The organism is Pilosibacter fragilis, assembly GCF_032490495.1.
Taxonomy (GTDB): domain Bacteria; phylum Bacillota; class Clostridia; order Lachnospirales; family Lachnospiraceae; genus Pilosibacter; species Pilosibacter fragilis.
In genome coordinates this window covers 255,146-279,498 of record NZ_JAVYJB010000001.1, presented here as the reverse complement: position 1 = coordinate 279,498, position 24,353 = coordinate 255,146, and the positions used below count along the sequence as shown (strand labels likewise).

33 protein-coding genes are annotated in these 24,353 nt (G+C 45.1%); all 33 read left to right on the top strand.

What is annotated here, in order from left to right; genetic code table 11:
* Positions 1 to 9: 9 nt before the first annotated feature.
* Positions 10 to 1,743, top strand: a complete 1,734-nt coding sequence (locus ABCW45_RS01325) for a hypothetical protein (protein WP_343220074.1) — start codon at positions 10 to 12, stop codon at positions 1,741 to 1,743.
* Between the two features lie 61 nt (positions 1,744 to 1,804).
* Positions 1,805 to 2,182 carry a helix-turn-helix domain-containing protein gene (locus ABCW45_RS01320; protein ID WP_343220073.1) on the top strand — a complete coding sequence of 126 codons (378 nt, stop codon included), beginning with the start codon at positions 1,805 to 1,807 and terminating at the stop codon, positions 2,180 to 2,182.
* A 4-nt stretch (positions 2,183 to 2,186) separates the two neighbouring features.
* A complete protein-coding gene (locus tag ABCW45_RS01315; RefSeq protein WP_343220072.1) occupies positions 2,187 to 2,492 on the top strand; it encodes a hypothetical protein in 306 nt (101 codons plus the stop codon).
* A 110-nt stretch (positions 2,493 to 2,602) separates the two neighbouring features.
* Complete coding sequence (locus tag ABCW45_RS01310) at positions 2,603 to 2,782, top strand: hypothetical protein (protein ID WP_343220071.1); 180 nt, start codon at positions 2,603 to 2,605, stop codon at positions 2,780 to 2,782.
* 55 nt (positions 2,783 to 2,837) lie between these two features.
* Entirely contained in the window at positions 2,838 to 4,148 is a 1,311-nt protein-coding gene (locus ABCW45_RS01305; protein ID WP_343220070.1) for a hypothetical protein, read from the top strand.
* A 134-nt stretch (positions 4,149 to 4,282) separates the two neighbouring features.
* Positions 4,283 to 4,582: a hypothetical protein gene (locus ABCW45_RS01300; protein WP_343220069.1), complete on the top strand. Its 300-nt coding sequence runs from the start codon at positions 4,283 to 4,285 to the stop codon at positions 4,580 to 4,582.
* Between the two features lie 66 nt (positions 4,583 to 4,648).
* Positions 4,649 to 5,245 (top strand): hypothetical protein, encoded by a 597-nt coding sequence (locus tag ABCW45_RS01295; RefSeq protein ID WP_343220068.1) that lies wholly within the window; start codon positions 4,649 to 4,651, stop codon positions 5,243 to 5,245.
* 29 nt (positions 5,246 to 5,274) lie between these two features.
* Entirely contained in the window at positions 5,275 to 5,898 is a 624-nt protein-coding gene (locus ABCW45_RS01290; protein WP_343220067.1) for a hypothetical protein, read from the top strand.
* 52 nt (positions 5,899 to 5,950) lie between these two features.
* On the top strand, positions 5,951 to 6,136 hold the full coding sequence (locus ABCW45_RS01285) for a hypothetical protein (RefSeq protein WP_343220066.1): 186 nt from the start codon (positions 5,951 to 5,953) through the stop codon (positions 6,134 to 6,136).
* A gap of 15 nt (positions 6,137 to 6,151) precedes the next feature.
* Positions 6,152 to 6,718 (top strand): hypothetical protein, encoded by a 567-nt coding sequence (locus ABCW45_RS01280; protein ID WP_343220065.1) that lies wholly within the window; start codon positions 6,152 to 6,154, stop codon positions 6,716 to 6,718.
* Positions 6,719 to 6,721: 3 nt separating this feature from the next.
* Positions 6,722 to 7,066 (top strand): hypothetical protein, encoded by a 345-nt coding sequence (locus tag ABCW45_RS01275; protein ID WP_343220064.1) that lies wholly within the window; start codon positions 6,722 to 6,724, stop codon positions 7,064 to 7,066.
* The gene (locus tag ABCW45_RS01270) at positions 7,063 to 9,276 is read left to right on the top strand and encodes a hypothetical protein (RefSeq protein WP_343220063.1); all 2,214 of its coding nucleotides are present in this window, start codon (positions 7,063 to 7,065) and stop codon (positions 9,274 to 9,276) included. The genes ABCW45_RS01275 and ABCW45_RS01270 overlap by 4 nt, the downstream gene beginning before the upstream one ends.
* 172 nt (positions 9,277 to 9,448) lie before the next feature.
* The gene (locus ABCW45_RS01265) at positions 9,449 to 9,769 is read left to right on the top strand and encodes a hypothetical protein (protein WP_343220062.1); all 321 of its coding nucleotides are present in this window, start codon (positions 9,449 to 9,451) and stop codon (positions 9,767 to 9,769) included.
* Positions 9,766 to 10,173, top strand: a complete 408-nt coding sequence (locus ABCW45_RS01260; RefSeq protein WP_343220061.1) for a hypothetical protein — start codon at positions 9,766 to 9,768, stop codon at positions 10,171 to 10,173. Before ABCW45_RS01265 ends, ABCW45_RS01260 begins: the two co-directional genes overlap by 4 nt.
* A 27-nt stretch (positions 10,174 to 10,200) precedes the next feature.
* Positions 10,201 to 10,662 carry a hypothetical protein gene (locus ABCW45_RS01255; protein ID WP_343220060.1) on the top strand — a complete coding sequence of 154 codons (462 nt, stop codon included), beginning with the start codon at positions 10,201 to 10,203 and terminating at the stop codon, positions 10,660 to 10,662.
* A 36-nt stretch (positions 10,663 to 10,698) separates the two neighbouring features.
* On the top strand, positions 10,699 to 11,301 hold the full coding sequence (locus ABCW45_RS01250) for a hypothetical protein (RefSeq protein WP_343220059.1): 603 nt from the start codon (positions 10,699 to 10,701) through the stop codon (positions 11,299 to 11,301).
* A 247-nt stretch (positions 11,302 to 11,548) separates the two neighbouring features.
* The gene (locus tag ABCW45_RS01245) at positions 11,549 to 11,887 is read left to right on the top strand and encodes a hypothetical protein (protein ID WP_215630614.1); all 339 of its coding nucleotides are present in this window, start codon (positions 11,549 to 11,551) and stop codon (positions 11,885 to 11,887) included.
* Between the two features lie 26 nt (positions 11,888 to 11,913).
* Positions 11,914 to 12,081 (top strand): hypothetical protein, encoded by a 168-nt coding sequence (locus ABCW45_RS01240; protein WP_215630615.1) that lies wholly within the window; start codon positions 11,914 to 11,916, stop codon positions 12,079 to 12,081.
* Positions 12,082 to 12,112: 31 nt separating this feature from the next.
* Positions 12,113 to 12,904, top strand: a complete 792-nt coding sequence (locus tag ABCW45_RS01235) for a metallophosphoesterase (RefSeq protein WP_343220058.1) — start codon at positions 12,113 to 12,115, stop codon at positions 12,902 to 12,904.
* Positions 12,905 to 12,918: 14 nt separating this feature from the next.
* A complete protein-coding gene (locus ABCW45_RS01230) occupies positions 12,919 to 13,407 on the top strand; it encodes a hypothetical protein (protein ID WP_343220057.1) in 489 nt (162 codons plus the stop codon).
* Positions 13,408 to 13,430: 23 nt separating this feature from the next.
* Positions 13,431 to 13,850 (top strand): hypothetical protein, encoded by a 420-nt coding sequence (locus tag ABCW45_RS01225; RefSeq protein WP_343220056.1) that lies wholly within the window; start codon positions 13,431 to 13,433, stop codon positions 13,848 to 13,850.
* A gap of 73 nt (positions 13,851 to 13,923) precedes the next feature.
* On the top strand, positions 13,924 to 14,193 hold the full coding sequence (locus ABCW45_RS01220) for a DUF1653 domain-containing protein (protein WP_215630619.1): 270 nt from the start codon (positions 13,924 to 13,926) through the stop codon (positions 14,191 to 14,193).
* Between the two features lie 23 nt (positions 14,194 to 14,216).
* On the top strand, positions 14,217 to 14,711 hold the full coding sequence (locus tag ABCW45_RS01215) for a hypothetical protein (protein WP_343220055.1): 495 nt from the start codon (positions 14,217 to 14,219) through the stop codon (positions 14,709 to 14,711).
* 206 nt (positions 14,712 to 14,917) lie between these two features.
* Positions 14,918 to 16,417 (top strand): RRXRR domain-containing protein, encoded by a 1,500-nt coding sequence (locus ABCW45_RS01210; protein ID WP_343220054.1) that lies wholly within the window; start codon positions 14,918 to 14,920, stop codon positions 16,415 to 16,417.
* A 116-nt stretch (positions 16,418 to 16,533) separates the two neighbouring features.
* On the top strand, positions 16,534 to 17,406 hold the full coding sequence (locus ABCW45_RS01205) for a hypothetical protein (protein ID WP_343220053.1): 873 nt from the start codon (positions 16,534 to 16,536) through the stop codon (positions 17,404 to 17,406).
* 10 nt (positions 17,407 to 17,416) lie between these two features.
* Positions 17,417 to 17,674, top strand: a complete 258-nt coding sequence (locus ABCW45_RS01200) for a hypothetical protein (RefSeq protein WP_343220052.1) — start codon at positions 17,417 to 17,419, stop codon at positions 17,672 to 17,674.
* A 201-nt stretch (positions 17,675 to 17,875) separates the two neighbouring features.
* Entirely contained in the window at positions 17,876 to 18,262 is a 387-nt protein-coding gene (locus ABCW45_RS01195; protein WP_343220051.1) for a SipW-dependent-type signal peptide-containing protein, read from the top strand.
* A gap of 1,311 nt (positions 18,263 to 19,573) precedes the next feature.
* Entirely contained in the window at positions 19,574 to 20,131 is a 558-nt protein-coding gene (locus tag ABCW45_RS01190) for a hypothetical protein (protein ID WP_215630757.1), read from the top strand.
* A 24-nt stretch (positions 20,132 to 20,155) separates the two neighbouring features.
* The gene (locus ABCW45_RS01185; RefSeq protein ID WP_343220050.1) at positions 20,156 to 21,829 is read left to right on the top strand and encodes an LPD1 domain-containing protein; all 1,674 of its coding nucleotides are present in this window, start codon (positions 20,156 to 20,158) and stop codon (positions 21,827 to 21,829) included.
* 133 nt (positions 21,830 to 21,962) lie between these two features.
* Entirely contained in the window at positions 21,963 to 22,517 is a 555-nt protein-coding gene (locus ABCW45_RS01180; RefSeq protein ID WP_343220049.1) for a hypothetical protein, read from the top strand.
* Positions 22,518 to 22,743: 226 nt separating this feature from the next.
* Positions 22,744 to 22,998, top strand: coding sequence for a hypothetical protein (locus ABCW45_RS01175; RefSeq protein ID WP_215630754.1), 255 nt, complete (start codon positions 22,744 to 22,746; stop codon positions 22,996 to 22,998).
* Between the two features lie 96 nt (positions 22,999 to 23,094).
* Positions 23,095 to 23,931 carry a transglutaminase-like domain-containing protein gene (locus tag ABCW45_RS01170; RefSeq protein WP_343220048.1) on the top strand — a complete coding sequence of 279 codons (837 nt, stop codon included), beginning with the start codon at positions 23,095 to 23,097 and terminating at the stop codon, positions 23,929 to 23,931.
* A gap of 30 nt (positions 23,932 to 23,961) precedes the next feature.
* Positions 23,962 to 24,342: a hypothetical protein gene (locus ABCW45_RS01165; RefSeq protein WP_343220047.1), complete on the top strand. Its 381-nt coding sequence runs from the start codon at positions 23,962 to 23,964 to the stop codon at positions 24,340 to 24,342.
* Positions 24,343 to 24,353 lie beyond the last annotated feature (11 nt).

The window sequence follows — 24,353 nt, the reverse complement described above, 5'->3', positions numbered from 1 at the left end:
AGAAAAAATATGTACGCAGAGAAAGAAAAACTGAAAGAACAAAGAAAAATGTATGGTCACGCAGCACAGGTTGCGGCAATTGCGGCATTCCTGGCGCTGCTCTGCTATGGATTTTGCTATGTTGCCTCTATTCCGTGGAATCTGCAAAGCAGCAGCTTATGGCTTATCTTTATTATTTATTACCTTATCATGGCGGCCATAGACCATGTTATGTATCGCAGCAGCGCAGTTAAAAAAGGCATGGTTGTAGTAGGCATACTAATCATTACAGTATTTGCTGCCAGACACGTTCTGTCTTCTGTCCTTTTTGTAAGCCAGACTGCCGCAAACCGCATCACTGTTCAGGAAGGCGACTTTGACGCTGACATTCCAAAAACCGCGGACTTAAAGAAAATACCGTTAATGGATAGTGATGCAGCCGCTATTTTAGGCAATCGTGCAATCGGTGACCTGTCCGATGTAGTATCACAATATGTACTTAACCAGAATGAGTATTCCACCATTCTCTATAACGGAAAAGTGGTCAAGGTAACTCCTCTGGAATACGACGGCATCTTCAAATGGTTCTCAAACCATAAAAATGGTATTCCTGGATACGTGATTGTGGATCCGGAAACCAATTCGGCAAAATACGTGAAACTGCCAAATCCGATCCGTTATTCCATGAGCGGCGCTTTCGGCGAAAACATTTATCGTCACGCACGGGCAAAATACCCGACTAAAATGTTCGGAAACTGTATGTTCCAGTTGGACGATGACGGAAATCCAGTGTGGTCCTTAATGACATATCACAACGAAAGAGGTTTCAGTGTATGGAAAACAGATGGTGTGATTGTTGTGAACGCCGTTACGGGAGAAACGCAATGGTATGACTTTGACAGTGTGCCTGAGTGGATTGATTCCGTGTATACCGGTGATAACATCGCACAGCTGTATGACTCGTATGGCATGTGGCAGAATGGATACTGGAATTCCGTGTTCTCCCAGGTAGGATGCACCAGGACAACGGATGATTATGGCTATCTGGCTGTTGACAATGACATTTGTATCTATACAGGCGTTACATCCGCAGCAAGCGATAATTCCAACATTGGTTTTATTATCGTAAACAGCCGTACCGGTGAATTTACTTTCTACAGCTCAGCCGGAGCAGATGAGCATTCAGCTATGGCGGCGGCAGAAGGCGCAGTACAGAACTACGGTTATCAGGCATCCTTCCCGTCACTAATCAATGTCAGCGGAGACCCGGTCTATGCCATGATCTTGAAGGACGTGAGCGGGCTCACAAAGGGATATGCTTTTGTCAATGAGAAACACTATACAGTCATCGGAACTGGCGACACATTAAATGAGGCCATGCGCTCATACCAGAACAATATGAGCAAAAATGGTTATAACTTGAAAGAAATGATCGACACGGAGAGCACAAGTTCGTTTGATGATGTCATAAGAGAAATGTATTACCTTCCGGTTGACGGAGAACTCTGGACATACATCAAAGCGGAGTCCGGGAGGGTTTACAAAGGATATTTCAACGATACCGATATGCTTTTCAGTACCGGCGACGAGATTACTGTGACCTGCGAAAAGAAAGAAGAGGAGAAAGATGTCATCGAAATGATTGATCTAAAGAAAAAGGGAGTTGAAAGTACTGCGGATACGCGGCGCAGTTCCCGGGATCCGGATGCAATCAAAGACCTGGATGTCAGTAACGTAACTAATTTTGATCAGCTGGCGCAGTAACTGCACTTATCAGGCCAGGTTTTACATCAGTCGGGACTGCAAAGGAAAGGAAGAAAACAGAATGAGAAACGAAATATTTGCAGAACGTTTAAAACAGGCGATGCGGAAAAGTGATTTTAAAACTGCAAGGCAGCTGGCAAAAGTCTCTCATATCACGGACGCAAGTGTTTCCAGATATATTTCCGGAGATCGTATGCCAAATTCCGCTGATTTACCGGCACTGGCCAAGGCACTGAACGTATCATGCGATTACCTGCTCGGATTCACAAATGAACCGGGACCTACCGCCAAAGTATTACATGTAGTACTCAGCTCCAGACGGAAAATCGGAGAAAATACGTATACGCAGGTTTTCCGTACCATCCCGGTTGAGATTCCGGATGACGGAGAAGACTGGCATGTTGCCGGAGAAACAGACAGCAAATCGGAGGAGGTGTAATAATATGATCCATGCGATCTGTGATTTTTGTGGGAAAGATTGTGATCGGACGGCGACTTTGTTATCCATGACACCTTTTCAGAATTTTGCAAGGTATCATACCGATCATGAACCATACGGAAGCAAGGACGAGGCACGCAGCTTTGTCATCTGTTACGAATGCCGTAAGAAGCATCGTTTGCCTAATCCGTATGAGACTTATTCAGGCATCACAAAACAGGAGGGACATTATGAACGATGTCTCGATAATTATACAGATTCAGATCTTTTGGATGATAAGAAATATGACAAAAGGTTTGAGCATAAATAACGTACTCCCAAACAGATCCGGTCCCCGGGTCTGTTTTTTTGTTTGCACTGTTTTACTATGTTTTTCTTCCATAATTGTACCGCAATAACATCAACACTTTGGAGGAAAGCATGGTAATAAGACAAAAGATTTTCGCAGCAATGCTTGCGGCAACACTTACAATGGGTTCGGCGATGCCCGCAATGGCAGCGCAGACTGTTGTAATGACAAAAGAAAAAGGAACATGGGAAGCAGATTATTACTGGAAGATCCGTTTATTTACCTGTCCCGCTATACACCGGCCGGGGTAGGAAGCGGATATGTTGGAAACGTTGGTAAAGAGTAAGGGAAAGGAGATTTCCAAAATTGAAAAGAAAATGGAAACAGAAAAGACTGGCGGCAGCTGCAGCCATGGTGATTGTTGTGTTCAGCGCTATTCCTGCAGTACCGGCTATGGCAGCAGGAAGTTATGAAACGCAGGTGCCCAGCGAAATACAGCTCGGTGCGGTTGATATCATGCTGACCGAAACAGAAACAGATGAATCCAGAAAGGAGATCGGGGCAACCCATGGACGGCTGGTGACCCCGGGAGCGACCGTGGAAGATATTGTGCGGATTACAAATCGGGCTAATGATGTGTGGACCAGGGTCAAGATTGGTTACCACACGGAAGGCGGTGAGTTGACATTTACAGATGACATGATTTCCCCAGATTCGTCCGACTGGATACAGCGGGGAGAATACTGGTATTGCACACACGTGCTTGAAAAAGGGGAGGCCGAGGAATTTATTCGGGAGATTAAGATCCCGGCCACATGGAGTTCTAAAGATGCCGGGAAAGATTTTAAAATCAATATCCGTGCGGATGCAGTGCAGGCCGCAAACTTCACTCCGGACTTTCAATCAGACGATCCGTGGTTTGGAACCGTGATCGAGGCATTCACAAAAAAAGATACTGTTTGGCAGACAAATCAGAGCCAGGCATTTTCAATTTCTTTTGAAGGAGGCGCGGAAGGTTTGGTCAAAACCGGGGACAACTTCTTTTCTAACTGGGGGCATCTGATGCCAGGCGATACAGTATCGGATACCGTAAAGCTGGCAAATCATTACGCCAAGCAGGTCAGCCTGTATTTCCGGACAGAAAACGCATCGGAAGATGCATTGTTAAAGCAGCTACAGATCTGTATCAAAAATGGGGATGATGTAATTTTTGATGGGAAACTTGCGGATACCATGAAGGAAGAGCTTTTACTTGCGAAATTAAATAACGGAGATGAAACGCAGTTATCTTATACCGTTAGCGTTCCAAAAGAACTGAATAATATTTATGCGCTGGAGAATGCAAAAACAACCTGGATTTTCCGGGCACAGCTGAATAGTTCTGGCGGATCAGGTGGCCATTCCGGCGGTCATAAGGGCGGCTCAGGTTCAGGCAACGGAAATGGACCGGGAACAGAAAAGAAAAATCCAGAACTTCCGACGAAGGATTCCAGTCAGAGTGGTGCCGTATCCCCGGATAACCCGATTGACAAAGCAATCGACACAATTAAGAAGTATGTTCCAAAGATGGGCGATGATAACGTTGAAACAACAGCTTTATGCATTATGGGAATGTCAGGTTTCATTCTGCTTGCTTTGTGGAGCGATAAAAAGAAAAAGAAAATTGAAAAAAACTAGCGTCGCACTCTCGTGACTCTCATCACAAAAGACCTGCTTTTGGCAGGTCTTTATTTCTGTCAAGTAACAGACACTTATCTGACTCCATAATTTTCCTGAAACTGTAACAGATATCAGAGAAAGGAAAAATAAAAATGTTAGTGGAAAGAAACGAATGCTGCGATTGCGCAACTGGAGCATATCCGTGCCTTGGCGAATCATGCGGCAGAAGACATACGCCCCATCTGGTGTGCGACCGGTGCGGTTATGATGATGTAGATTTACTTTACATGCTTGGATCGGAACAGTTGTGTAGGTCATGTGTGGAAAAATATGCTCCGGCATTATTGCCGGAAACATTGTATACGGTCACGATCGACAACAACGGGGATGCAGTAGAGCAACCACCCGAATACGCAGAAGAGCCTGACCGATGGAATAGGTTCTGCGGATAAATACTGCGCAATTTTACGGAGACCGTTCCGCTAAGAAAGTAAGAGAAGAATGAGGAGGAACACACAATGATTGCAACCACGAGAATTCTCATGCCTGTGTACGATGGCATGACAATGGGGACGCTGGAAGATCCGGAAAAACGTGAAGCTTTAGTAAAATCGCTACTGGAAGGTTTGGATTGCGATTTGCCGGAAGTGTTCCCGGATGTGATCCATCGTGTAGATACAAATATGATACTGGATATGGATCCTGACAGTAATGATGCGATTTTTGGCCTGGAGCATCCAGATCAGATTGTGGACATTGCAAAAACCTGGAACCAGAGAAATTTGCTGCTCAGTTTGGAGTATTTGCGGAAACTGGAAGTGCTGACGGCAAAGAATGGATTTCATCATATGTCGGACTACCTGCAGTCCGTTTCGTCAAAGAACGGATACCTGCTCAATGACAAGGAAACAGCAAGCCTGTATCAGTTTGCAAAGTCCATTGTTGCAATAGAAGGGGCGTTTGTTCATGGAAGTCCGGCATACCTTGCATATTTCCGTTATCGTGTCGGCCAGGTAACCAAAGCATGCCAGGGAGTTTTCATGAGTGATGAGGCGATGCATGATGTCTGCGATCATCCGGAACAGTTCGCTCTGATCCGATTCGATTATGAGTAGCTATTAAAAAGGAAAAGGAGAAAAAGTATATGATTACATTCGAAAACACAACGGTGATGAACATGAAAAACGCCATGCTGGGAGCAAGAAATCCGATGAACAGCTGGGACCGTTCTGACAGCAAGGAACTGCCGGATGGCACATTCCAGTTTGGACCAAAGGACATGGATCTGGCGAAACGCCTGATCAAATCCGGAAGCGACCACCGTAAATTCATGCGCCAGATCTTCGTATCCGTGAATATCACGGCGCCTCTGTACTGGTGGAAAGAATATGACACCTATAAAGTCGCCACTACGGCAAATTCCACCAGCACCATGCATAAGATCCACGCAAAACCAATCGAACTGTCGGATTTCAGCCATGATCATCTGACGGAAGAGAGCGAGCGTTATTTAAGCGCGATCGTGGAATACCTGGAATCCGTAAGACAGCGTTACATGGCCACAAAGGATAAACCGTACTGGTATGACTTAATCCAGTTGCTGCCGGAAAGCTATAACCAGATGCGTACCTGCACGTTAAGCTATGAAACCCTGAGGAACATCGCACATTCCAGAGCCGGCCACAAGCTGGACGAGTGGCGCGTCGGATTCATGGACTGGATGCATACGCTTCCGTATGCGGATGACCTTATTTTTTATGAAAACTAAAATTGTTCAGTGCCCCTCCATATAGCGGGGCACTTTGCTAAAGGAGAAAACGATGGGAAGAAACAGGTATATCACAGATGAGATGAGAAAACAGCTTCAGAAACTTGCGGATATGGCAAACCAGTGTTCCGATGAGGTCTGGGATGATGAAGAACCGGATGGCGCGGGTGGCATCTTAATATTGTGCGACCAGATTGCCACCAAAGTGGAGAAATACCTGGAGAATACCGAGAAATAACGAGGAGGAAGCATTTTGGAACGAAAATATATCCATGTATCACTGGATATCGTGGAACGGTTCGTTCCACGTATTCCCGGACAGCGAATTCCCGGTGAAGACGGAACCATTCCGAGAATCTGCGTTTCCAACCGGCTCCTGGATTGCATCAATGCGATGCCGTCCGGGCCGGAGGCACTGCAAAGCATGGAGCGGCTCGGAGTGCCTCTGGTCATTCATGCCTACTACATGCAGGCGGAGCAGGTACTTCCAACCAAAGAAGTCGCCCGATACGTGCCGGATGCGGAATGGTCTCATGAATCCTGGCTACTTACGGAGCCGACAAAAGTTTACCGTGTAGATTATCATGTTGTAAATCCACAATTTTTTAAACCAAAAATCGGTCCATTAAAGCTTCTGGCTGCAGACTTTAAACGTTGTCCATTTACGGATAATACAAAAGAACTTGCAAACCGGCTAGGCGTTCAGAAAAAAAGTGATTTTGCGAACCTGATGAAAAAATACGGTCTTTCTTGTGTTCTTTATAACATGTGGGAAGAGTTTCAGAAAATCCTGCAGATGTGGGAAAAGGAGAAAAAATAAAATATGAAAGAAATGAAAGAACTGATGAGATATATAGTTAACAGAGAAAGATATCTGGAAAATCTCTGTGAACATTGCGGTGAGCCGGAGGGTGTTGCAGATCATCTGAAAACCCTGGCAAAGAGACACCCGTTCTTTTCACAGATGCTTCAGAATGATATCAGCAGGTTTGCTGATGAGGCTGAGCGTCAGAAAGAATGGGCGTATCAGCGCGAACTGAAATACAAACAGAAAATGCAGGAGGAACGCGAAAATGACAGATGCATGGATTGCCCGTGGGGTAACGGTGCAGGCGGATGCAGCATTCCGGGATACTGTCAGGAAGAGATGGAAGGAGAAAAAATATGACGATTAAAGAAGTACTGGATGAATTCGCAAAGTTTATACAATACGATCCGAACCAGACGCGTTTCAATATGTTATCCGCCAATTATGTGTTTCATGGCGCCGGCAAGGATATCGAGACGCTGCTTTCCGGATATGACCCGTCCGGAGCTTTATCCGCGATGCGGGCGAGAGATGCAGTCATGGAAGTTGCGCAGAATACGAACATTCCCCTGTATGGATGGCTGACGAACCCGGAGGTTACACAGGAGATGCAGGGATATGCTACCATGTGGCAGCAGTTAAACGATCCGGAAGTTCTGGAACAGGAGGATCATTATTTAAACAGCATGAATGAAACGCTGAAAAACTCCATGGGAATCGCCATGATCGGCGACAGGGACATGGAAGAGGAGCGTAAACACTTTTTAAAATCCACGATGCAGGTCATCCAGGATATCAAAAAGATGAGGATTGACTGCTATCAGAACAGCGGGATGCCGGTTAGCGAAGTGAAGAAGTTCCATACCAGGATTCTGGTCTTTGAGCGTATGTCAGACTGCATCCTCCATGTTTCCAATGAACCGGATGCGATCTATCTGTGTTATATATCCAACCATCAGAGCGCAGGGGGATATTTCGCATTCCTGTTAAAGAATAACGGAAACCTGATAGCGTTTCATGATCGTGTGGATGAGGTGTATATCGGACAGCACGGCAATTTACGGAACGGACGCTGGACAGACCGACACATGGATAAACTGTTTCCTTATGATTATATTTTCCATTATGAAGATTACGATTACAAAGGATATGCAGGTACCTATATCATCGACCAAGAAAAACTGGATTTCATTAGACTTGGCGTCGAAGTATACCAGCCGCTCCTTGTGGCGATGATCATCCTGAAAAATAAGTACGAAGGACTGCGTTTTGAAGCAGAACCGCTATTTTTAAATACGCTCATGGAACAGAACTTTTATCTGGAGCATAAAGGCATGACGGAAACGGAACTGGCCGTGGTTGAGAAAAATGAAATTGTCATCAGAAACCGTCAGTACACCTGCACCCTGGAGACAGACAAGATTATGACGGACGAAGGCTATAACCGGGAATTTGAATGTAACACGCATACAGTGCCATGGGTGGCGCTGTATGGCACCGGATTTAAACCGGATCTTTCAACCGCACTGGCTTCATGCAGTCATATGCAGGAAGATGCTTACGTGGAGGAATTCATTGGAACTCAATACCGGATGGATAAGCAGGTATACTATGAAATCCGCAAACAGTTGGCTGAATATATCAAGCAGCAGATGCAAAAAGAGCTGCAGGAATTTGGCACCAGCCATGCCTGGGAGTATTGGAATAAAAAAGCGAAAAGCAGGAAAGACCGGTTCATTGATCTGATCTGCAAAAAAACATATCAGAGCTCACATCCGGAGACCGACTGGGGCGAGGATACGATCTGTTTCGACGCAATTAAGCAGGAAGACTGGGGGTACCGCAGACAGGAACGCATTTATAACCAGAATCTTAAGTACCATTACGGCCGGCATTCATATGATATCCTGGATGACTGCAATGGCGCCAAGTGTTCCGTTTTCTACCAGTTAGATCCACGTGACTGGCGTACCATGGAAGCATTCCTTGAGGAGCCGTTGCCTAAGATCTTCCAGGGGTTTGGAGCAAGAAACTATAACGGGAATACGCTTTTGAATGCAGTTGACATGGTTGGCGAGCTGGAGTGTCCTCTTACCGGGCACTTTAATGGGTACAGTTTATGTATCGGGTTTTCAAAATCCGGATGGAAGAAAACGTATTACGACTGGCTGACTGCACATGGATATGGGGCGGAAATTGAGCGTCTGGAGACAGAAAGGAAAGAAGCGCTTAAGAAGAAGAAAATGGCCGAACAGGAAAAGGCTATGCTTCCGGCAAAACCGTATCAGCCAAGTGACCAGTACGAACAGTATACCAATGCAGCGGAGCTGATCCAGGCAGAGCGGGAACTGCACCAGGTTTTCCCGGAAACTAAACTTGGCGTATTTGGGCAAGATCCGGATGCTGACCCGGTAACCGGAAAGCGTCACGTTATTTATACGGAAATCACCCTGCCGGTAAAAGGGAATAAGGACAAATTCAAACAGATGGAAGATCTTGGCTGGCGTGCGTCGTATATCAGCGTACGGGAAGGCTGCCGGATGCAGCGCTTCCGCTATGACTTTATCTAACCAAACTGCAAAGGCTCATCCTGAAAACTGGACGGACTTTTTTCGTTATAATTTTTAACATTTTTATTTTCAATCAGACCCATTGTTAAGTGCAGTGGGTCTTTTTTTACAACTATCCAATACCATAATTTCCCTGAAACAGTTGATAAGGCATAAGAGAAAGGAAAAGATTATGGAAGCACAGAATGGAGCGTATGTACTTACGGAAACAGGCAAAGAGATTGTCGCTGCCTTTATTGCTGAATGTGTAGCAAAACGCAAAGAGATTCTGGATGCCGGAAAGGACACTGCAGAAGAGACAAATCTTCCTAGTGAAGAAGTGATTCTTTCGGACTTAAACTTTGGCGTTGGTGTTGATGAAGACGGAGACTATTACAACGGATGGGGCGTCACGGATCATTATAACGCGGATACCATACTTGGACTCAGTCTTGGAAAAGACTTCGTCGAGGTTTTGGATGCCAGCGCAGAGAAAAAAGGTGCCCTCTTATGAGAATGTTAGATTATCAATTAACCGATATGTCAGCAGAAGGCAAGGCAGCTCTTCCTAAGATCCTGGATGAGATGGGTTATACGGGACGTTACGTCATTTCAGATTTTGGCATTTCAATCAATTCCAATGCCACTGTTCTTTCGAGAGCGGTTAAAAAAGCGGAGGAAATTGCACACAAAGAGTCTGGCCGTCTGGTATGCATCAGGCAAACCACTTATTCCAAAGTCTGGATCCCGGAATCGGAAGCAGCCACACAGAGGGATGCATATCTGAAAGCGATCGATATGGTGTCTAATGGATGGAAGGTGGACGACGACCCGGAAATCAGCGTCAAAGAGCCATTTGATAATGGCTGGATCGATTCTTATTATTTTGAGGATCGGGACGGCAATCGTCAGGAATAATTTCAATACACAAAAAGGAGAGAAACGATGGGAGAATTAAACAAAACAAACGGAAATGACGTTGAAAGAACCAAGCAGCAGCAGAAAGAAATTGCCTGCCAGTGTCTGAAAAATTTCGGACTTCTGGAAAATGTGCAGAAAGAATTCGCGGATACAGGAAAGCTTTATTATTCAGAGCGAACCACGAAAGTGTTTGACGGCATTCTGTACTGGATGTCCAATCATCCGGAATGGGAGGAGCGGATCAAAAAGCTGGAAGAAGAGTACGGAATCCTCGTGTATCATGCATATTTTTATCATGCATCTTATGGAGATATTTTGGATTGCCTGTATATTTCATCCGATCCTGACTGTTTTGAAGATACGCTTGAAGACAGTAAGGATGAAATTGCAAGTATCTATGCATTCAACCTCACGGAGCCTATGTTTTCAGAGTTTGGTTCCGGCGCATACAGACCTTGCAACGGAGGCATTTCAAAAACCGCGTAAGAAGCAAAAATCAGCGATGAGAAAGGAGAGCACACTATGGCAGATTACATCTGTACTTATCGAACCAATTATTTCCGGGTTACGGATGAAGAAAAATATCAGAAGTTAATCAACAAATTAGCAGGGGAAGACCTTGAAATTTTCGATGACGAAAATTCAAACGGCATGCATGGATTCGGAGGAACCGGTTCCATGTCATACTGCAGCGCCCAGACAGTTGCGGAATGGATGAACGAACCGACACATGATCGACCCGTGAAATTTTACGAGGAAACGGAATGGGGCAGCGGCGTATGGACGCAGATTGCGGACCCGGATGAAGCAGAGAGAGAAGAATTATACATCGTGGAAGCCACAGAAAAAGATTCTGGCTATGAAATCCGCATCTGCCGCGATAAAGAAGACCTTGCGGAAGATTCCAACGGCATGGATACGTTTTACAAGGAACTCCAGCAGATTCTCCCTAACGGGGAAGCAATGATCCTGCAGGAAGCCGGACATGAAAAACTGAATTATGTGGCCGGAATTGCAACGATCATCACCAACAAAGAGATTCGATTCCTGGATTTATCCAAACTTGCGGTAAAAACCGCCGGGGATATGTTAGGAACAGATTTTCAGACACAGATGGATTATTAAGTATAATGACCGCGGGCATTTTGCCTGCGGATTCGCAAAAAAAGGAGAAAAATCATGAAAAAAATCTTACGAAGCGGAAATGCGTACATGGGAACCTGCGGAGATCCAACCGATCTTTATGATAGCAATGGGAATAATCTGAAGGTCGGAGATCTGGTTGCTATATGGACTCGGGACGTAAAAGAACGAGGATGGAATGATAAACCAACATTTGTGGTACAGGAAAAAAATCGGAGTCCCTTATATTATGGGACTAAAAGGTGCTCACCTGGTTCGTAAACACATTCGTGATGGAGAGTCAAGTGATGCCGGGCATTGCGCTACCATCCTGGATTCTTACTTACGTGATGCGGCTGAACCACATAATCCGAAGGAAACTACCTGGTACGTCATGCGGATTAAATCCCATGAACAGACTGCAATCGGCGAAACCTGGGATTGCGGTGTTCATCCGGTGGACGAAGACGCAGAGACCTCTATGGAGGATGGTATCACAACTTGTTGCGGGTATGATTTTGGATTAGATGGATTCGATCCAACAATCTGTTTCTGCCCAAAATGCGGCAGGAAGATCCGTAGAAACTGATGGTATTCAGAAAGGAGAAAAAAAAGATGAATGTGAACATGGAACGTGAAAACTTGAAACCGAAGTATGAGGCATTTCTGAAAACGGCAAAAGGCCAGGAATGGAAACGGGAATGGATAGCACGAACAGGCTTAGAGGAAGATGGAGATTTTGGAGATTATCTCTATGATTTCTATCCGGAATTGCTTCGGTAATACGGGATGGTTTTATTGGAAAGGAGCGTACATGATCTTTGTAACAGGAGACATGCATGCCGATCCTGGACGGTTCAGCATGGAAAATTTCCCAGAACAGAAAGAAATGACCCGCAATGACTATATGGTCATCTGCGGGGATTTCGGACTGCTTTGGGATAAGGAAGAAAGCAAACGGGAAAAATGGTGGCTTGACTGGTTAGCAGAAAAATCGTATACCACACTGGTCGTGGATGGAAACCATGAAGATTTCACGCGCCTTAACACCCTTCCGGAAGAAGAATGGAACGGAGGCCGCGTTCACAAGGTGCGGGAAAACGTTATTCACCTGATGCGCGGGGAAATCTTTGATTTAAACGGAAAGGCTGCGTATATCTTCGGTGGAGCGAGGTCACATGACGTCAACGGCATTGCGGACAAAAGCGCACTGGAAAAAGATTACACTTTTGCGATTTTGCAGCCGGACGATCCGTTACTCCAGACAAAATTACAGCTGTTAGATCGTTATGGAGCGTCTACTCGCATTGAAGGAGTCAACTGGTGGCGTGCGGAAATGCCTACGGAGGACGAAATGCAGCGCGGCCTGCAGAACCTGAGAAAACATGGAAAACAGGTGGATTTTATTTTTTTCCATGACGGACCGGCATCAGACGTTGCGATTCTCGGCGGAGGTGCACTGACGATTGATCCGTTAAATCAATACCTGGATAAAGTGAAACAGGAAGCCGTATATAAAAAATGGTTTTTTGGTCACCATCACAGAAACATGCCGCTGACGGATAAGGATTCCGTCATCTACGACAACATCGAAAGAATATGGTAAGGAGGAGATACAATATGGGAATCAGGATGCAGTATACATTATCAGGTCGGCTTTGCAATAAGAGCCTGAAGGAATTTTCCGATATGAAGGACAGTAGTTTTACACCAGGTGGATTTGCAATGGATGTGCCAATTCATGGAAAGACCGTTTACGTTCCGTTCGACTGGTGCAGTTATTCAGCATCCGTCAATGAGGATGGAACTATGACTGTCATCCATGGAGAGAAAACAATCTTTTCTGTCAGCGCAGAAAACGAACTCGATGATTGTTACGAGGAAGATTGGATAGCACTTGGAATCTGCCGGGGTGATCTGACACCGGAGGTGATGGCGAAAGCGACGGAGATCCGCGAATTTTACATCGATTATTGGCCGGCACCGGCAAACGCAGACTCAGATGATACCTTAACGGTCACGAAACTCTGCTTTTTGGATGATGATGGAACGGAATATCCGGTAGACGATGCGGTTTTAAAAGCCGCGGGGAATGTTCTCAAATTATGAACAGCGAGAAGGGAGAAAACATTATGTTACTAACTGACGTTGTATTGAGGGCAGTGATTTCAATCACCCTTACGCAAACGCCGGCAAAAGAGTCTATTTATGTCGGGAAGATCATCCTTACAAAAGACGGAAAGGAATATACCTTTGATTTTGACACTCGTGCGATTGATATCATCGATCATACGGTCGTCATCGAATGTACGGAAGGCGAATTGGAAGACGAAGATTTTCCGGACGGAGCAACAATGGAAGACCTTGAGGGTGCTATTGTCACTGATTTATTTCTGCAGGGAGACGAAGAAGCTTACGTTGAAGGGCAGGCTGTGAAGAACATCGAGCTGGTACTCTATGACGTTGCAGACCCAACCCGAAAGATCGTTTTCAAAAAGGATGCTTTCAAAGAAACTGACCTTGGTGAATATTACGACATCACATGGGAATAACCACCTTATTGCGGGACGGTTGTGACATCATATGTGGGAAAATTGCCGAAATAATAAGAAAGGAAGAAAAATAATGAGCAGAATCGAAGTACAGAAAGAATTGCAAAAAACACGTGAGGAGATGATTGGATGTCGTTACCGTCACTTCAAAGGCGATGTTTATATAGTAACAGCGATTGCCGTGCACAGCGAAACTGAAGAACCACTTGTCATCTACAAGAATTTCGATGACCCAAGTCTTGTGTGGGCCAGACCGCTTCCCATGTTTATGTCAGAGGTGGATCATCAGAAATACCCTGATATCAGGCAGAAGATGAGATTCGAAAAAATGACACAAGATTAGGTCAATGTGCAAAAGGAGAAAATATGGTAAAGATTACGGATAAGGAAAAAGAACTGATTACTAAGCTTGGCGATCCTTATTATACGGTATCCAATATCGAAAAATGGATTAACCGAAATGATAATGTTTTTGCTAATGCTCCTGCGGCTTTGCAGGCCATGGGAATAAAAGGATATTATGAGGCTATGAAACGTATGGTTATGTATTCGAATGATGCCTGCTACGCCCTGATTTCCTGGAATGATGAGTATATGCAGCAGGCTCTGATTGCAACAAACCTGACTAAGGAACAGGCACAGATCGCTATGAAAGAGCATACACTTGCAAGGCTTGTGGAACTGGATATCGTAGAAACTGTTGAAATGGCGGCAACTATGTATGGCGCTGCAGCTAATTGCACGCCGGATACGGAGATTGATGCGCTTCATGTCGGAAGTGATGAGGCTTCCATATCTTTTGGAAGTGATCACGAAGAGCGTATCAGTATTGTAATGCAACCGTCAATCACCCATGACTAAAGTCACAGGCTTGCCCCGGTAAGCTTGCGACAGAGGCTTGAGTGATCGAGCAGAGCAGTGACATACCGTTCGCCGTGCGGGTGACTCCAAGCCCCACGCTCCGGTTAGGTATGCCCATGCTATGGAAACTTAACAGAAGCCGTCAGGACCGGATATCTACCGGGCCGGAACTGGCGGTGCCTGGCTTACAGCAAAAAAGGAGAACTATGAGATATGTTTACGTACTGGATATGAACGGGAAGCCGCTCATGCCGACCTGCCGTCACGGAAAGGTCCGCCGGATGTTGAAATCCGGACAGGCAAAAGCGGTGGATACTCTGCCGTTCACGATCCAGTTATTAAAACCAACTAAAACCAGGATCCTCCAACCTGTCATTGCCGGACAGGATCCAGGAAGAACCAACATCGGCATGGCCGCTGTCCGTTCCGATGGAACGGAACTGTACCGTGCCCATATCGAGACACGCAATAAAGAGATCGTATCCCTGATGAATGACCGCCGGTCATTCCGACAGGCATCCAGAAGGGGAGAACGCCTCGCAAGGAAACGTCTGGCGAAAAAGCTGCATACGACGGCCAAACATTTAAACGGCAGGATCCTGCCGGGATGCAAGGAGCCGCTGGCAGTAAAAGACATCATCAATACGGAAGCCAGGTTTAACAACCGGCTGCGTCCGGAAGGGTGGCTGACACCTACGGCCACACAGTTGTTACGGACCCATCTGGAGGCCTTCCGGAAACTGTCCGGGATCCTCCCGGTGACGGAAGTGGTCCTGGAGGTCAACCGGTTCGCGTTCATGCAGCTGGATGACCCGGACATGAAAAAGCGGGACATCGACTTCTGCCGCGGGCCGTTGTACGGGACCGGCGGCGTAAAAGCCGCGGTCAGCCTACAGCAGGACGGACTCTGCTTGTTATGCTGGGAACGGGAGATTGAACATTACCATCATATCGTCCCAAGAAGCAGGCGTGGCAGTAATACGATAAGCAATATCGCCGGACTTTGCGGAAAATGTCATGAACGGATACATAAAGACCAGGCTGCCGCTGAGAAGCTTCAGTCAAAGAAAGACGGACTGAGCAAGAAATACGGTGGAACGTCCGTATTGAACCAGATCATCCCGTCCCTCACGGAGGCACTTGGGATCCGGTATCCGGGACATGCCCATGTGACGAACGGATGGAGCACCAAGGAATTCCGCGAGAAGCATGAACTGGAGAAGGACCATGATGTTGACGCTTACTGTATTGCGGCCAGTATCCTGGAGGACGCACAGCCAGTCATGCAGACAGAGCCGTACGAAATCAAACAATTTAGACGACACAGTAGAGCTTTGATCAACCATCAGACGGAACGTACTTACCGGTATGACGGGAAGATCATCGCAAAGAACCGCAAGAAGCGGATGGACCAGAAGACGGATTCCCTGGAAGACTGGGTTGCAGACATGACAAAACAGTACGGACAGGGAACAGCCAGCCGGATGTTGTCAAAGGTCACCGTACAGAAAAGTACCAGACATTACAATACGAAAGGCCGGATGATGCCGGGAGCTGTATTTATCTACCGAGGGAAACGGTTTGTAATGACCGGCCAGCTGACCGGCGGCGCATATTACCGCGCCTATAGACAGGACAAGAAAAACTTCCCGGCAAAAGCTGTACAGGTCGTTCAAAAGAACAAGGGCCTGGTATATGTAGCATAAACAGTAGGCGGTATGAAGCTGCCTTGCCGCTTGCGCAATTCATCTGCATGACTCAAGTCACGAGCATTCTTGCGCTGATGGTAAAGCCGCAAAAAAAATGAAAAGAGGGAATAAAAATGGCAAAAGAAAAAATTACACTCAGTAGCATCACGGTAGACACACAAATTCTCCCAAACAACACCCTGGACGTGTATATTTCCACAGAAGGGAGCAGTGGTGCGCATTATAAAGGGCTGACTGCTGCCGCGGTTGGAGCTAATGTACAGGAGCTGATCGAATGCCTGGCAGAGACAAATCTGGAAGGGACAGGCAGAAGGCTTGCCAATCCATTTCAGGGAAAAAGTCTGAATGGAAGTACGTTGAGAAAGATGTTTACCCACTATATCGAACGTATGCGCGAGTTACAGGCCTTACCAGCGGATTCCGCAGATAGCATCCGGTGCGCCGGGGAATGCGCAGAGGCAACAAAATGGCTGAAGCTTTGCGGTATTAACATGAACGCTGCGCGTATTACGGATCTATTGAATGGACATCGAAAGGTGTTTCAGCAGTCCATTGATTTGTTAAAATCAATGGACAATGATTTCGTTATCATTTCCGCAGACACATTCACTTTAGACAATGTTGAAGGCTATCTGGTCGGTTGGATCACGGATAACGAAGAAGATGAGGATAACCTGACATCTTACCTGTTATTTGTACCGGTGCTGAGTATGTGGTCTGATGAAGCCAGAAAAGACGTGCTGTTTGCGGAAGGCCTGGAGGAAAGGCCGGATACGTTCTATTACGATATGGCAGCCATGGATGGGCCGAAAGTCGTTTTGTATTCAGCCGTGGATACCGAATCCGGACAGTGGAATACGACCGCAGTATGCGCTACTTTGGTAGATAAGATGTCCGATTATCTGAATGATGCCAGCCGTGAGATTTCTGAGGACAACCTTCAGGAAAACAGTATGGAAGCACTAAGAGAAATCACTGAGTGGTGAGGAGCAGATCATGAAGCTGAAAAAATTGATTAAGAATAAAAATTTTGATGTAAACTGCAACTTCCGCATTTATGATGCCACTCTTGGCGCATGGAATTGCGGAAATCCTTCCATGGTATTTGCGTCCGATGGCGATAAGAAAATGCCAAAATGGCTAAAACGTGCAAAAGTCGCTTACATCACAACAACTGTGGAAGAAAGCACAGTGCCAGGAAATCCGCCCGCTGGTGTGATTATCATCGAAGTTGTACCTACACAAATAGTCTAATTCCATATATGCAACTCCCCGATCTTTTCGGGGAGTTTTTTAATATCCGCAGTCAGTAAGCAGGAGCCACACAGTCACAGTGCGTGTTTTTGTGAAAAATACGATGAAATACACAGTCACAGTGTATGCTGGCGCGAAAAGCAATCTAATAGCTTCCATAATTGTCCCGACAGAAAATTTATGGAAGGAGGTTTTCTTTTTATGAAGAAATCGAAGAAGCAGCTGCTTCGGACGCTGATGGCCTGCGGCCTGGTTGTCTCCGTGGCGGCAGGCGGCACCGTGGCCTATCTGACGGATGCCGAGACGGCCACCAACACCTTTACGGTCGGTAAGGTGAAGATCGACCTGGAGGAGCCGGGATATCCGGGTAACGACAGCGATGCTGTTAAGAACATCATCCCGAACCAGGAGATCGTGAAGGATCCCCAGATCGAGAATACCGGCAACAACGATGCCTTGGTATTTTTACGGGTGGAGGTACCGCAGGAGACATTTACGGAGCTGGATGCTGATAACAACATTGGCGAGAAGAAACCGCAGGATCTGTTTAAGCTGAAAAATATTGACATATTGCCCGTCTGGCCATGAAAGGTAACAATCAGCCACCAAATTAGTATGATTGTGACTGCATAATTTTCCCTTTTTGAAATATTCGGGATCCTGCAGCATTTGATACCAAACGCTATCAGAAAACACATAATCTGATAGATCAAACCTGGCAGGCTTTCTATACAGTGTGATAGAAACGGTATAATGCTCTGATAATATGCATGACAAAATCTGGTAATTAAACGCCCCGTTCTTGCGGCGCCTTGCACCAGGCGTAAGATATTTTCGAATATGTTCGTAGGATGGCGGTAGTTTTTGACCACGAAATTCTCCAGGTTCATAAATTTCGCCCCAGTCATCGCCTTTCACAAAATACAAATCATCGGTATTATAATATTCATCCATCGTCAATTCATTGGGCATATATTTCAGCAATGGTTTTGTATAAGCATCATAACGCCATGCCGGCCATTCAGGCATATAGAAGCTGGCCTCTTCCCCATTAGGGTCAACATACATGACGTCCTCAAAAATATTATAGTGCTTTCCGCCAAGCGTTAAATCATAGCGAGTATCTAATTGTAAATACGTTTTACCTCCATCGTAAGAAACGATCGTAGGGAAAAGTTCCATGACAGTAATGTGGAATTTTTGCACAATCTGTTCCACAATCGCAGACGGAATCCTCCGTTTCCCATGTTCATATTCCCATAAAACATCTTCACGAATATTCAGTTTACAGGCCATTTCGAAGCGGCTTATTTTCCATTCTAAAGTCCTGTAAAAATATAAAGTATTAGCCAATAATTCATTCCCACCGTACCAGATCAGAGAACCTTCCGGATTACAATCCGGCGCTTCCATCTTATCCTTCAGGGTCAATTCAACATAGGGAATCCCCATATTCCGCAACATGATCCCAACAATTTCCATTGGCACTTGCCGTTCACCGGATAAATAACGCCGCAGAGAACGGCGGTCACATCGAAAAAGTGCTGCCAGCTTCACGTTGGATAGCTTGGTCCCGCATGCAAAAAATTGGATTGACTCCAGATAATTTCTGTCCTTCACATATTGTTCAATGGCGGTCCGATTGGCCGCCGCCCAGGTTTCTATCTTGTTCATAATATAATCTCGCGATGATATTCCAATCGCATCCTTTCATAATGCTATTCATTGTATAAGGCCGAATACGCGAAGTCAACTGGGCCGGAAAAAAAAGAATATTAACACAGTCAACGCTATGCAGACGCCGGAATTAACTGGACGCAAGGCGCCGTCTATTTCATCCCTTCCAAAGCCATAATTTCCTTGAAACTGATGAAAGACATAAGAGAAAGGATGAAAAACATGGAAGAAAAAACAGCAAAAGAAGTATTGATCGAAAAAATATGGAAAGGGCTTGTGAAAACAGTGGCTAGTTTTATGCTTGTCTCAATGGTCGCTGTATGCAGTGTGGCTGTAACATTCGGCAGTGTGCAGGAATTGAAGACGAATATCGTCGTATCTCCATTTTTAGAAAACACGTTTGTTGAGCAAACAAAGGCAGAAACAGTGATCAACCTGACGAAATCAAAACACTACAATATCTGTACCGTAAAACCAACGGATTATGCGGAAAACTGGCTGACAGATGACTTGGACAGCCTTGCAAAGAGTGCGCGAAATTTCCTGATTGTACACCGTATGGCAGCATGGGCAGACGGTGGGGGAATCGTGATTCCGGAAGGTGCATCCATTGTGGATTTAGCCCCGGTGAAATCCTATTCATGGAAAGAAGCAGATAGATCCGGGTATCAGGCAGACTATTTTGTATTTAAGTACAGTGGGTATGCCTGCAAATTGGAGCGTATCAGCAGAGCCGCATATAAAACCGAGATCAATCTGTATTGCGGATTAGCGCGATAGAATATTCTGAATGGAGGAAACAAAATGGCAAAAGAAACAAAATTAGTAGATTTTGGTCAGAAAATCGGCGGAGCAAGAAAAGATGTATGGAAATCCAGAGGATTATCTTTAGACGATCTTTTTGAACTGACTGACTCAGAGGCAAAAAAGTACGTGACCAAAGAGAATGTCTGGCCGAAACCGGATTGGGTCACAAAGATTTCAAAAGAAAAGTCAGATAAGGCAGTCTGCTATTGGCAGAATGAAATACGTAAATCGCTGCCGCCGAATACCAGTTCCATGACGGGAGAGCAAAAGGAAGATCGTTACGTCGAAATTGTAGGACAGATTCGGGATGCGGTCATGGGAGTCAAGACGCCAAAGGAGGCAGAAGAATTCTATAAAAATCATATTTTGGGTAAATTTGTGACGCCGGAAACCGGCCGTTATGTCCATGTACAGGATCGGGCAAAAGGAATCATCACCAATAAGTTTTTAAAGGCAATCACCTTTGCTGGAGAACTGTGCTATAAACGCAAAAGTGAATATATCACTTTTGGGGTACCGAAGCAGGATAAGGAATACGCCATCCGTAAAAACCAATTATCTGCATGCTGTTATGATAAAAAGCAGGTATTCTTTGAAAAATTTGATCGCAAAGGTACCATGCGTCTGACCATAAAATACGGACATTCCAGCGTTTACTTTTATCCAAAAGAAGTAGAAGAATATTCCTGGACATGGAAGCAGGATTCCTGGTTCGTGGTAAATACCGCTACCAGACAGATCGAGGCATACAATCTTTCAAGTAAAGAGTCGGCCATGCAAAAAATCGAGGAACTTGCATCGAAACCACAAAATATAGATGAAGCAGCTGATGAAAAACGGAGAGCACCCGCAAAGAAACAGAAAAAGAGCTTCCAATTAACAAAATTGGACAAGTTTACCAGAAGCGGCAAACCGATTCTACAGTCTGAAGAAAATGTTTCACCGGAGCGGTTTATGGATACATTCCAGGTTCGCGGCGGTGAATTCGGGAACTGGCTGTCAAATGAAGAACGGCAGCGGCATCTGAACCTAGCTTATGAGGCATTTTATGATTTGGCAACAGCGCTTGGTATCAAACCTTCCGATATAACATTTGGTGGGAAGTTAAGTATTGCCTTCGGCTCCAGGGGTCGCGGCGGTCAGTCAGCGGCATCTGCGCATTTTGAACCGTTGCTTGAGGTGATCAACTTGACTAAAATCCATGGCGCCGGCTGTCTTGCCCACGAATGGGGACACGCAATGGATCATTTTATGGCAGTATCCGCCGGCGATTCCGCTGTGTGGGCTACAGAATCGTATGATGTGTACAATTCCAATGCATATCCGCCTGTTTTAAAAGAACTGCTGAAAAATATGATCCGGCATGAAGATGGGACTCTGACGGATTTTTATTTGGGTTCTTGTAAATTTGACAAGCTGTATCGAAAAAGCGGCCATGGATATTGGTCAGATCAGTGTGAGATGTTCGCAAGAGCCTTCGATTGTTACATCAAAGATAAGCTGACAAAATGTAGTTGTCACAATGATTACCTGACCTCAAATGCTGATTCTTTTATATATACTATGGATGATGGGACAATAATCTACGCGTATCCGAGAGGTCAGGAACGAGAAACACTAAATAAATTGTTCGACCGGCTAATCAAGGAAATCTGGTCGGAAACAAATTAAGGAGGAGACAATGTTTGGATTCGAATATTATATTCCGGCAGCAGCAGTTCTGGCAGGACTGAAACTGCTTGCAGCCGGATACAAATGCTGGAAACGATAGACTTCAAAGAAAGAAGGAAAGAAGGAGAAAACTATGAAAGATAAAAATGCAATTCAAAACATGAGCACCAAAGCACTGCTGGATGAATTGGAGACGCGTGGAATTAAATTCCGGACTGTACCGGTACAGCCAAACGATACACCGGAATTCATCGGTCAAATGGTTGATATCGTCGAAGATTTTTTGGAAGAAAAGGGAGTAATAATTGATAATCCTGAAAAGGAAGAGGATCCAAATGAATGCACGGCTATTATTTACGGTAGCGATTATGATAGTCTGGCAGAGCAATTCAAAGGCTTAATGAAATCGTATCATTGCCTGACCGAGACAGATAGTCACGTTTTAGTTTCCATCAAAGAAAATGACCATGGCACGATGTATGAACCGACATATATCGGAGCTGGACTTTTTCATTTCTATCTGTTGAAGCGGCGCGCATACAAGGACGGCACATTTTCATGGAACCTTTGTTGTGAACTTGCAGAAAACTTTGATCGTTATATGATCATTGATCATATGCGTGGATCAAAAGAAGAAGCGCTTGCAAGACTCGAAAAAATTGTATCCACCGGCAAATTGCCCGAATAATCATTCATCCGAAAGGCCCGCTCGTACATGGCGGGTCTTTTTTTGTACGACAACATAACCAATCCAACAGATCTTCTTCCATAATTCTTCCGAAACAATTATTAAGATACAGGAGGAAAGAGAAACAATGGAAAAACAAATTCAGAAAAAATCAAAATCAATCAGCTGGTATCGCTGATTCCAGAAAATTGGAAAACAGCCGCTTCACAAAACCAGAAATACCACGGTGCAGGTACTGATTGATGGAGCCATGCAGGATTGTTCGTTAATTTTTACGGATAGCGGAAAACATTTTTACCTGAAACCAGTATCCGCAAAGTCCCGTTTTACAGACGGAATGTCCGTAATCAGAGACGGCGATGATGCAGATGATGTGATTCGTTGTCCGCACTGCAGAAAAGAAATTGCCACGAATGATGACGCGGATTACTTTGGATTTCCGGCTCACTGCGAATACTGCGGAACAAAACTGATTCGCTAAAGGAGGTGAATTATGGCGTCCATGACATAACAGGCAACGGATAAGTTCTGTAAGATTCAGAAAACGCTGAAGATTATAGTCAGGGAAGGAGGAAGCGTGGGTATTGAAATTTTTTTGCAACTGAAATTACGAATACCTTCGCACCAAATGATGCAAAAAATCAAAAATCTAATATTTATGATTACCATAACGGTATGTATATTAAGTATGCAATTGGTCTCTCAAGCCGACAATATAAATGTTTTCGCAAATGATCCACGCATGATATCCATGAAAGATACAATTTACGTTCATGTAAATGATATGGAGTATTGGGAACCGGAACTTGTTGATGCGATCATGAATGCAACTCGTTCATGTACAGGATATGAAATTCAAGAGTTGTATCTGCATCGCAATTCCGTATCCTTATCAAAAAGCGATGCACAGATGTTACAGGAACGCACAAAATACGTTCAGGACTGGATGGCGTTCCATATGCCTGAAATTGTACGGGATGGACTTTCAAAAGAAGAGGCAATATCTGCTGTCATTCAATATATCTGCGAACATTATACTTATAATCACGCAATCGCATATCCTACCACAAAGGAACAGATGAGTGCAAAGAAAAATGCAGCGGATGCCTGGTATATGCTCACGGAGGGAAGCGGTGTATGCACCGCCTTCTCATGTATGTTTCGTGCCATGATAGAAACAATTCCATTTCACGATGGAGTTGTGGGATGGAATGTTCAAAATGCAGATTATATTAAGGTGGCCATTATAGAAAATGATGCCCACATGTGGAACGCTATTCAGGACGAAAACGGAAGATGGTTGATTTATGATTTGTCAGGTGCCGTAGAAAATCCAAACAGTACTGCAGCGTTCTGTGGAATCCTCGGTGGTAGTTTGTATGGACAAGCAGATACTCAAAAATGGCATTACTAAGATCGCAATCGAAGCGCAAAGGAGATAAAGATGAGAAAATTTCTTATATGCTTATTAACCGCAACATATTTGTTAAGTGGATGCAGTAACCATTCCATAACCGGTCCTGGAATGCCAACGGATAAAACCAGCCAGTTTCATGAAGCAATCGAGCGCGTAGCGGAATCGCTTGCGACAGCAGAATCTTCGCAGTCACAGGAACGGATATCCACCTTCACGACGTGGAACGGGCAGGAAACGGTACCGGTTTATTCAGGCGAACCATACACAGAGCTCAATGGAAATATCCCGTATTTTACGGATAGGGAAAAAACAGAAGATGTGTTTGAAAAATTCCGGCGTCGCATTCTCGTGACTTCAGTCGTGAGTAAGACGCCGCAAATGCCAAAAGTCGGCATTTTCCTGCCATAATTACCACAGAA

Coding starts and splice junctions, on each gene's coding strand:
- ABCW45_RS01325 (WP_343220074.1), top strand. CDS start 10: ATGTACGCAGAGAAAGAAAAACTGAAAGAACAAAGAAAAATGTATGGT.
- ABCW45_RS01320 (WP_343220073.1), top strand. CDS start 1,805: ATGAGAAACGAAATATTTGCAGAACGTTTAAAACAGGCGATGCGGAAA.
- ABCW45_RS01315 (WP_343220072.1), top strand. CDS start 2,187: ATGATCCATGCGATCTGTGATTTTTGTGGGAAAGATTGTGATCGGACG.
- ABCW45_RS01310 (WP_343220071.1), top strand. CDS start 2,603: ATGGTAATAAGACAAAAGATTTTCGCAGCAATGCTTGCGGCAACACTT.
- ABCW45_RS01300 (WP_343220069.1), top strand. CDS start 4,283: ATGTTAGTGGAAAGAAACGAATGCTGCGATTGCGCAACTGGAGCATAT.
- ABCW45_RS01295 (WP_343220068.1), top strand. CDS start 4,649: ATGATTGCAACCACGAGAATTCTCATGCCTGTGTACGATGGCATGACA.
- ABCW45_RS01290 (WP_343220067.1), top strand. CDS start 5,275: ATGATTACATTCGAAAACACAACGGTGATGAACATGAAAAACGCCATG.
- ABCW45_RS01285 (WP_343220066.1), top strand. CDS start 5,951: ATGGGAAGAAACAGGTATATCACAGATGAGATGAGAAAACAGCTTCAG.
- ABCW45_RS01275 (WP_343220064.1), top strand. CDS start 6,722: ATGAAAGAAATGAAAGAACTGATGAGATATATAGTTAACAGAGAAAGA.
- ABCW45_RS01270 (WP_343220063.1), top strand. CDS start 7,063: ATGACGATTAAAGAAGTACTGGATGAATTCGCAAAGTTTATACAATAC.
- ABCW45_RS01265 (WP_343220062.1), top strand. CDS start 9,449: ATGGAAGCACAGAATGGAGCGTATGTACTTACGGAAACAGGCAAAGAG.
- ABCW45_RS01260 (WP_343220061.1), top strand. CDS start 9,766: ATGAGAATGTTAGATTATCAATTAACCGATATGTCAGCAGAAGGCAAG.
- ABCW45_RS01255 (WP_343220060.1), top strand. CDS start 10,201: ATGGGAGAATTAAACAAAACAAACGGAAATGACGTTGAAAGAACCAAG.
- ABCW45_RS01250 (WP_343220059.1), top strand. CDS start 10,699: ATGGCAGATTACATCTGTACTTATCGAACCAATTATTTCCGGGTTACG.
- ABCW45_RS01245 (WP_215630614.1), top strand. CDS start 11,549: ATGGGACTAAAAGGTGCTCACCTGGTTCGTAAACACATTCGTGATGGA.
- ABCW45_RS01240 (WP_215630615.1), top strand. CDS start 11,914: ATGAATGTGAACATGGAACGTGAAAACTTGAAACCGAAGTATGAGGCA.
- ABCW45_RS01235 (WP_343220058.1), top strand. CDS start 12,113: ATGATCTTTGTAACAGGAGACATGCATGCCGATCCTGGACGGTTCAGC.
- ABCW45_RS01230 (WP_343220057.1), top strand. CDS start 12,919: ATGGGAATCAGGATGCAGTATACATTATCAGGTCGGCTTTGCAATAAG.
- ABCW45_RS01225 (WP_343220056.1), top strand. CDS start 13,431: ATGTTACTAACTGACGTTGTATTGAGGGCAGTGATTTCAATCACCCTT.
- ABCW45_RS01220 (WP_215630619.1), top strand. CDS start 13,924: ATGAGCAGAATCGAAGTACAGAAAGAATTGCAAAAAACACGTGAGGAG.
- ABCW45_RS01215 (WP_343220055.1), top strand. CDS start 14,217: ATGGTAAAGATTACGGATAAGGAAAAAGAACTGATTACTAAGCTTGGC.
- ABCW45_RS01210 (WP_343220054.1), top strand. CDS start 14,918: ATGAGATATGTTTACGTACTGGATATGAACGGGAAGCCGCTCATGCCG.
- ABCW45_RS01205 (WP_343220053.1), top strand. CDS start 16,534: ATGGCAAAAGAAAAAATTACACTCAGTAGCATCACGGTAGACACACAA.
- ABCW45_RS01200 (WP_343220052.1), top strand. CDS start 17,417: ATGAAGCTGAAAAAATTGATTAAGAATAAAAATTTTGATGTAAACTGC.
- ABCW45_RS01195 (WP_343220051.1), top strand. CDS start 17,876: ATGAAGAAATCGAAGAAGCAGCTGCTTCGGACGCTGATGGCCTGCGGC.
- ABCW45_RS01190 (WP_215630757.1), top strand. CDS start 19,574: ATGGAAGAAAAAACAGCAAAAGAAGTATTGATCGAAAAAATATGGAAA.
- ABCW45_RS01185 (WP_343220050.1), top strand. CDS start 20,156: ATGGCAAAAGAAACAAAATTAGTAGATTTTGGTCAGAAAATCGGCGGA.
- ABCW45_RS01180 (WP_343220049.1), top strand. CDS start 21,963: ATGAAAGATAAAAATGCAATTCAAAACATGAGCACCAAAGCACTGCTG.
- ABCW45_RS01165 (WP_343220047.1), top strand. CDS start 23,962: ATGAGAAAATTTCTTATATGCTTATTAACCGCAACATATTTGTTAAGT.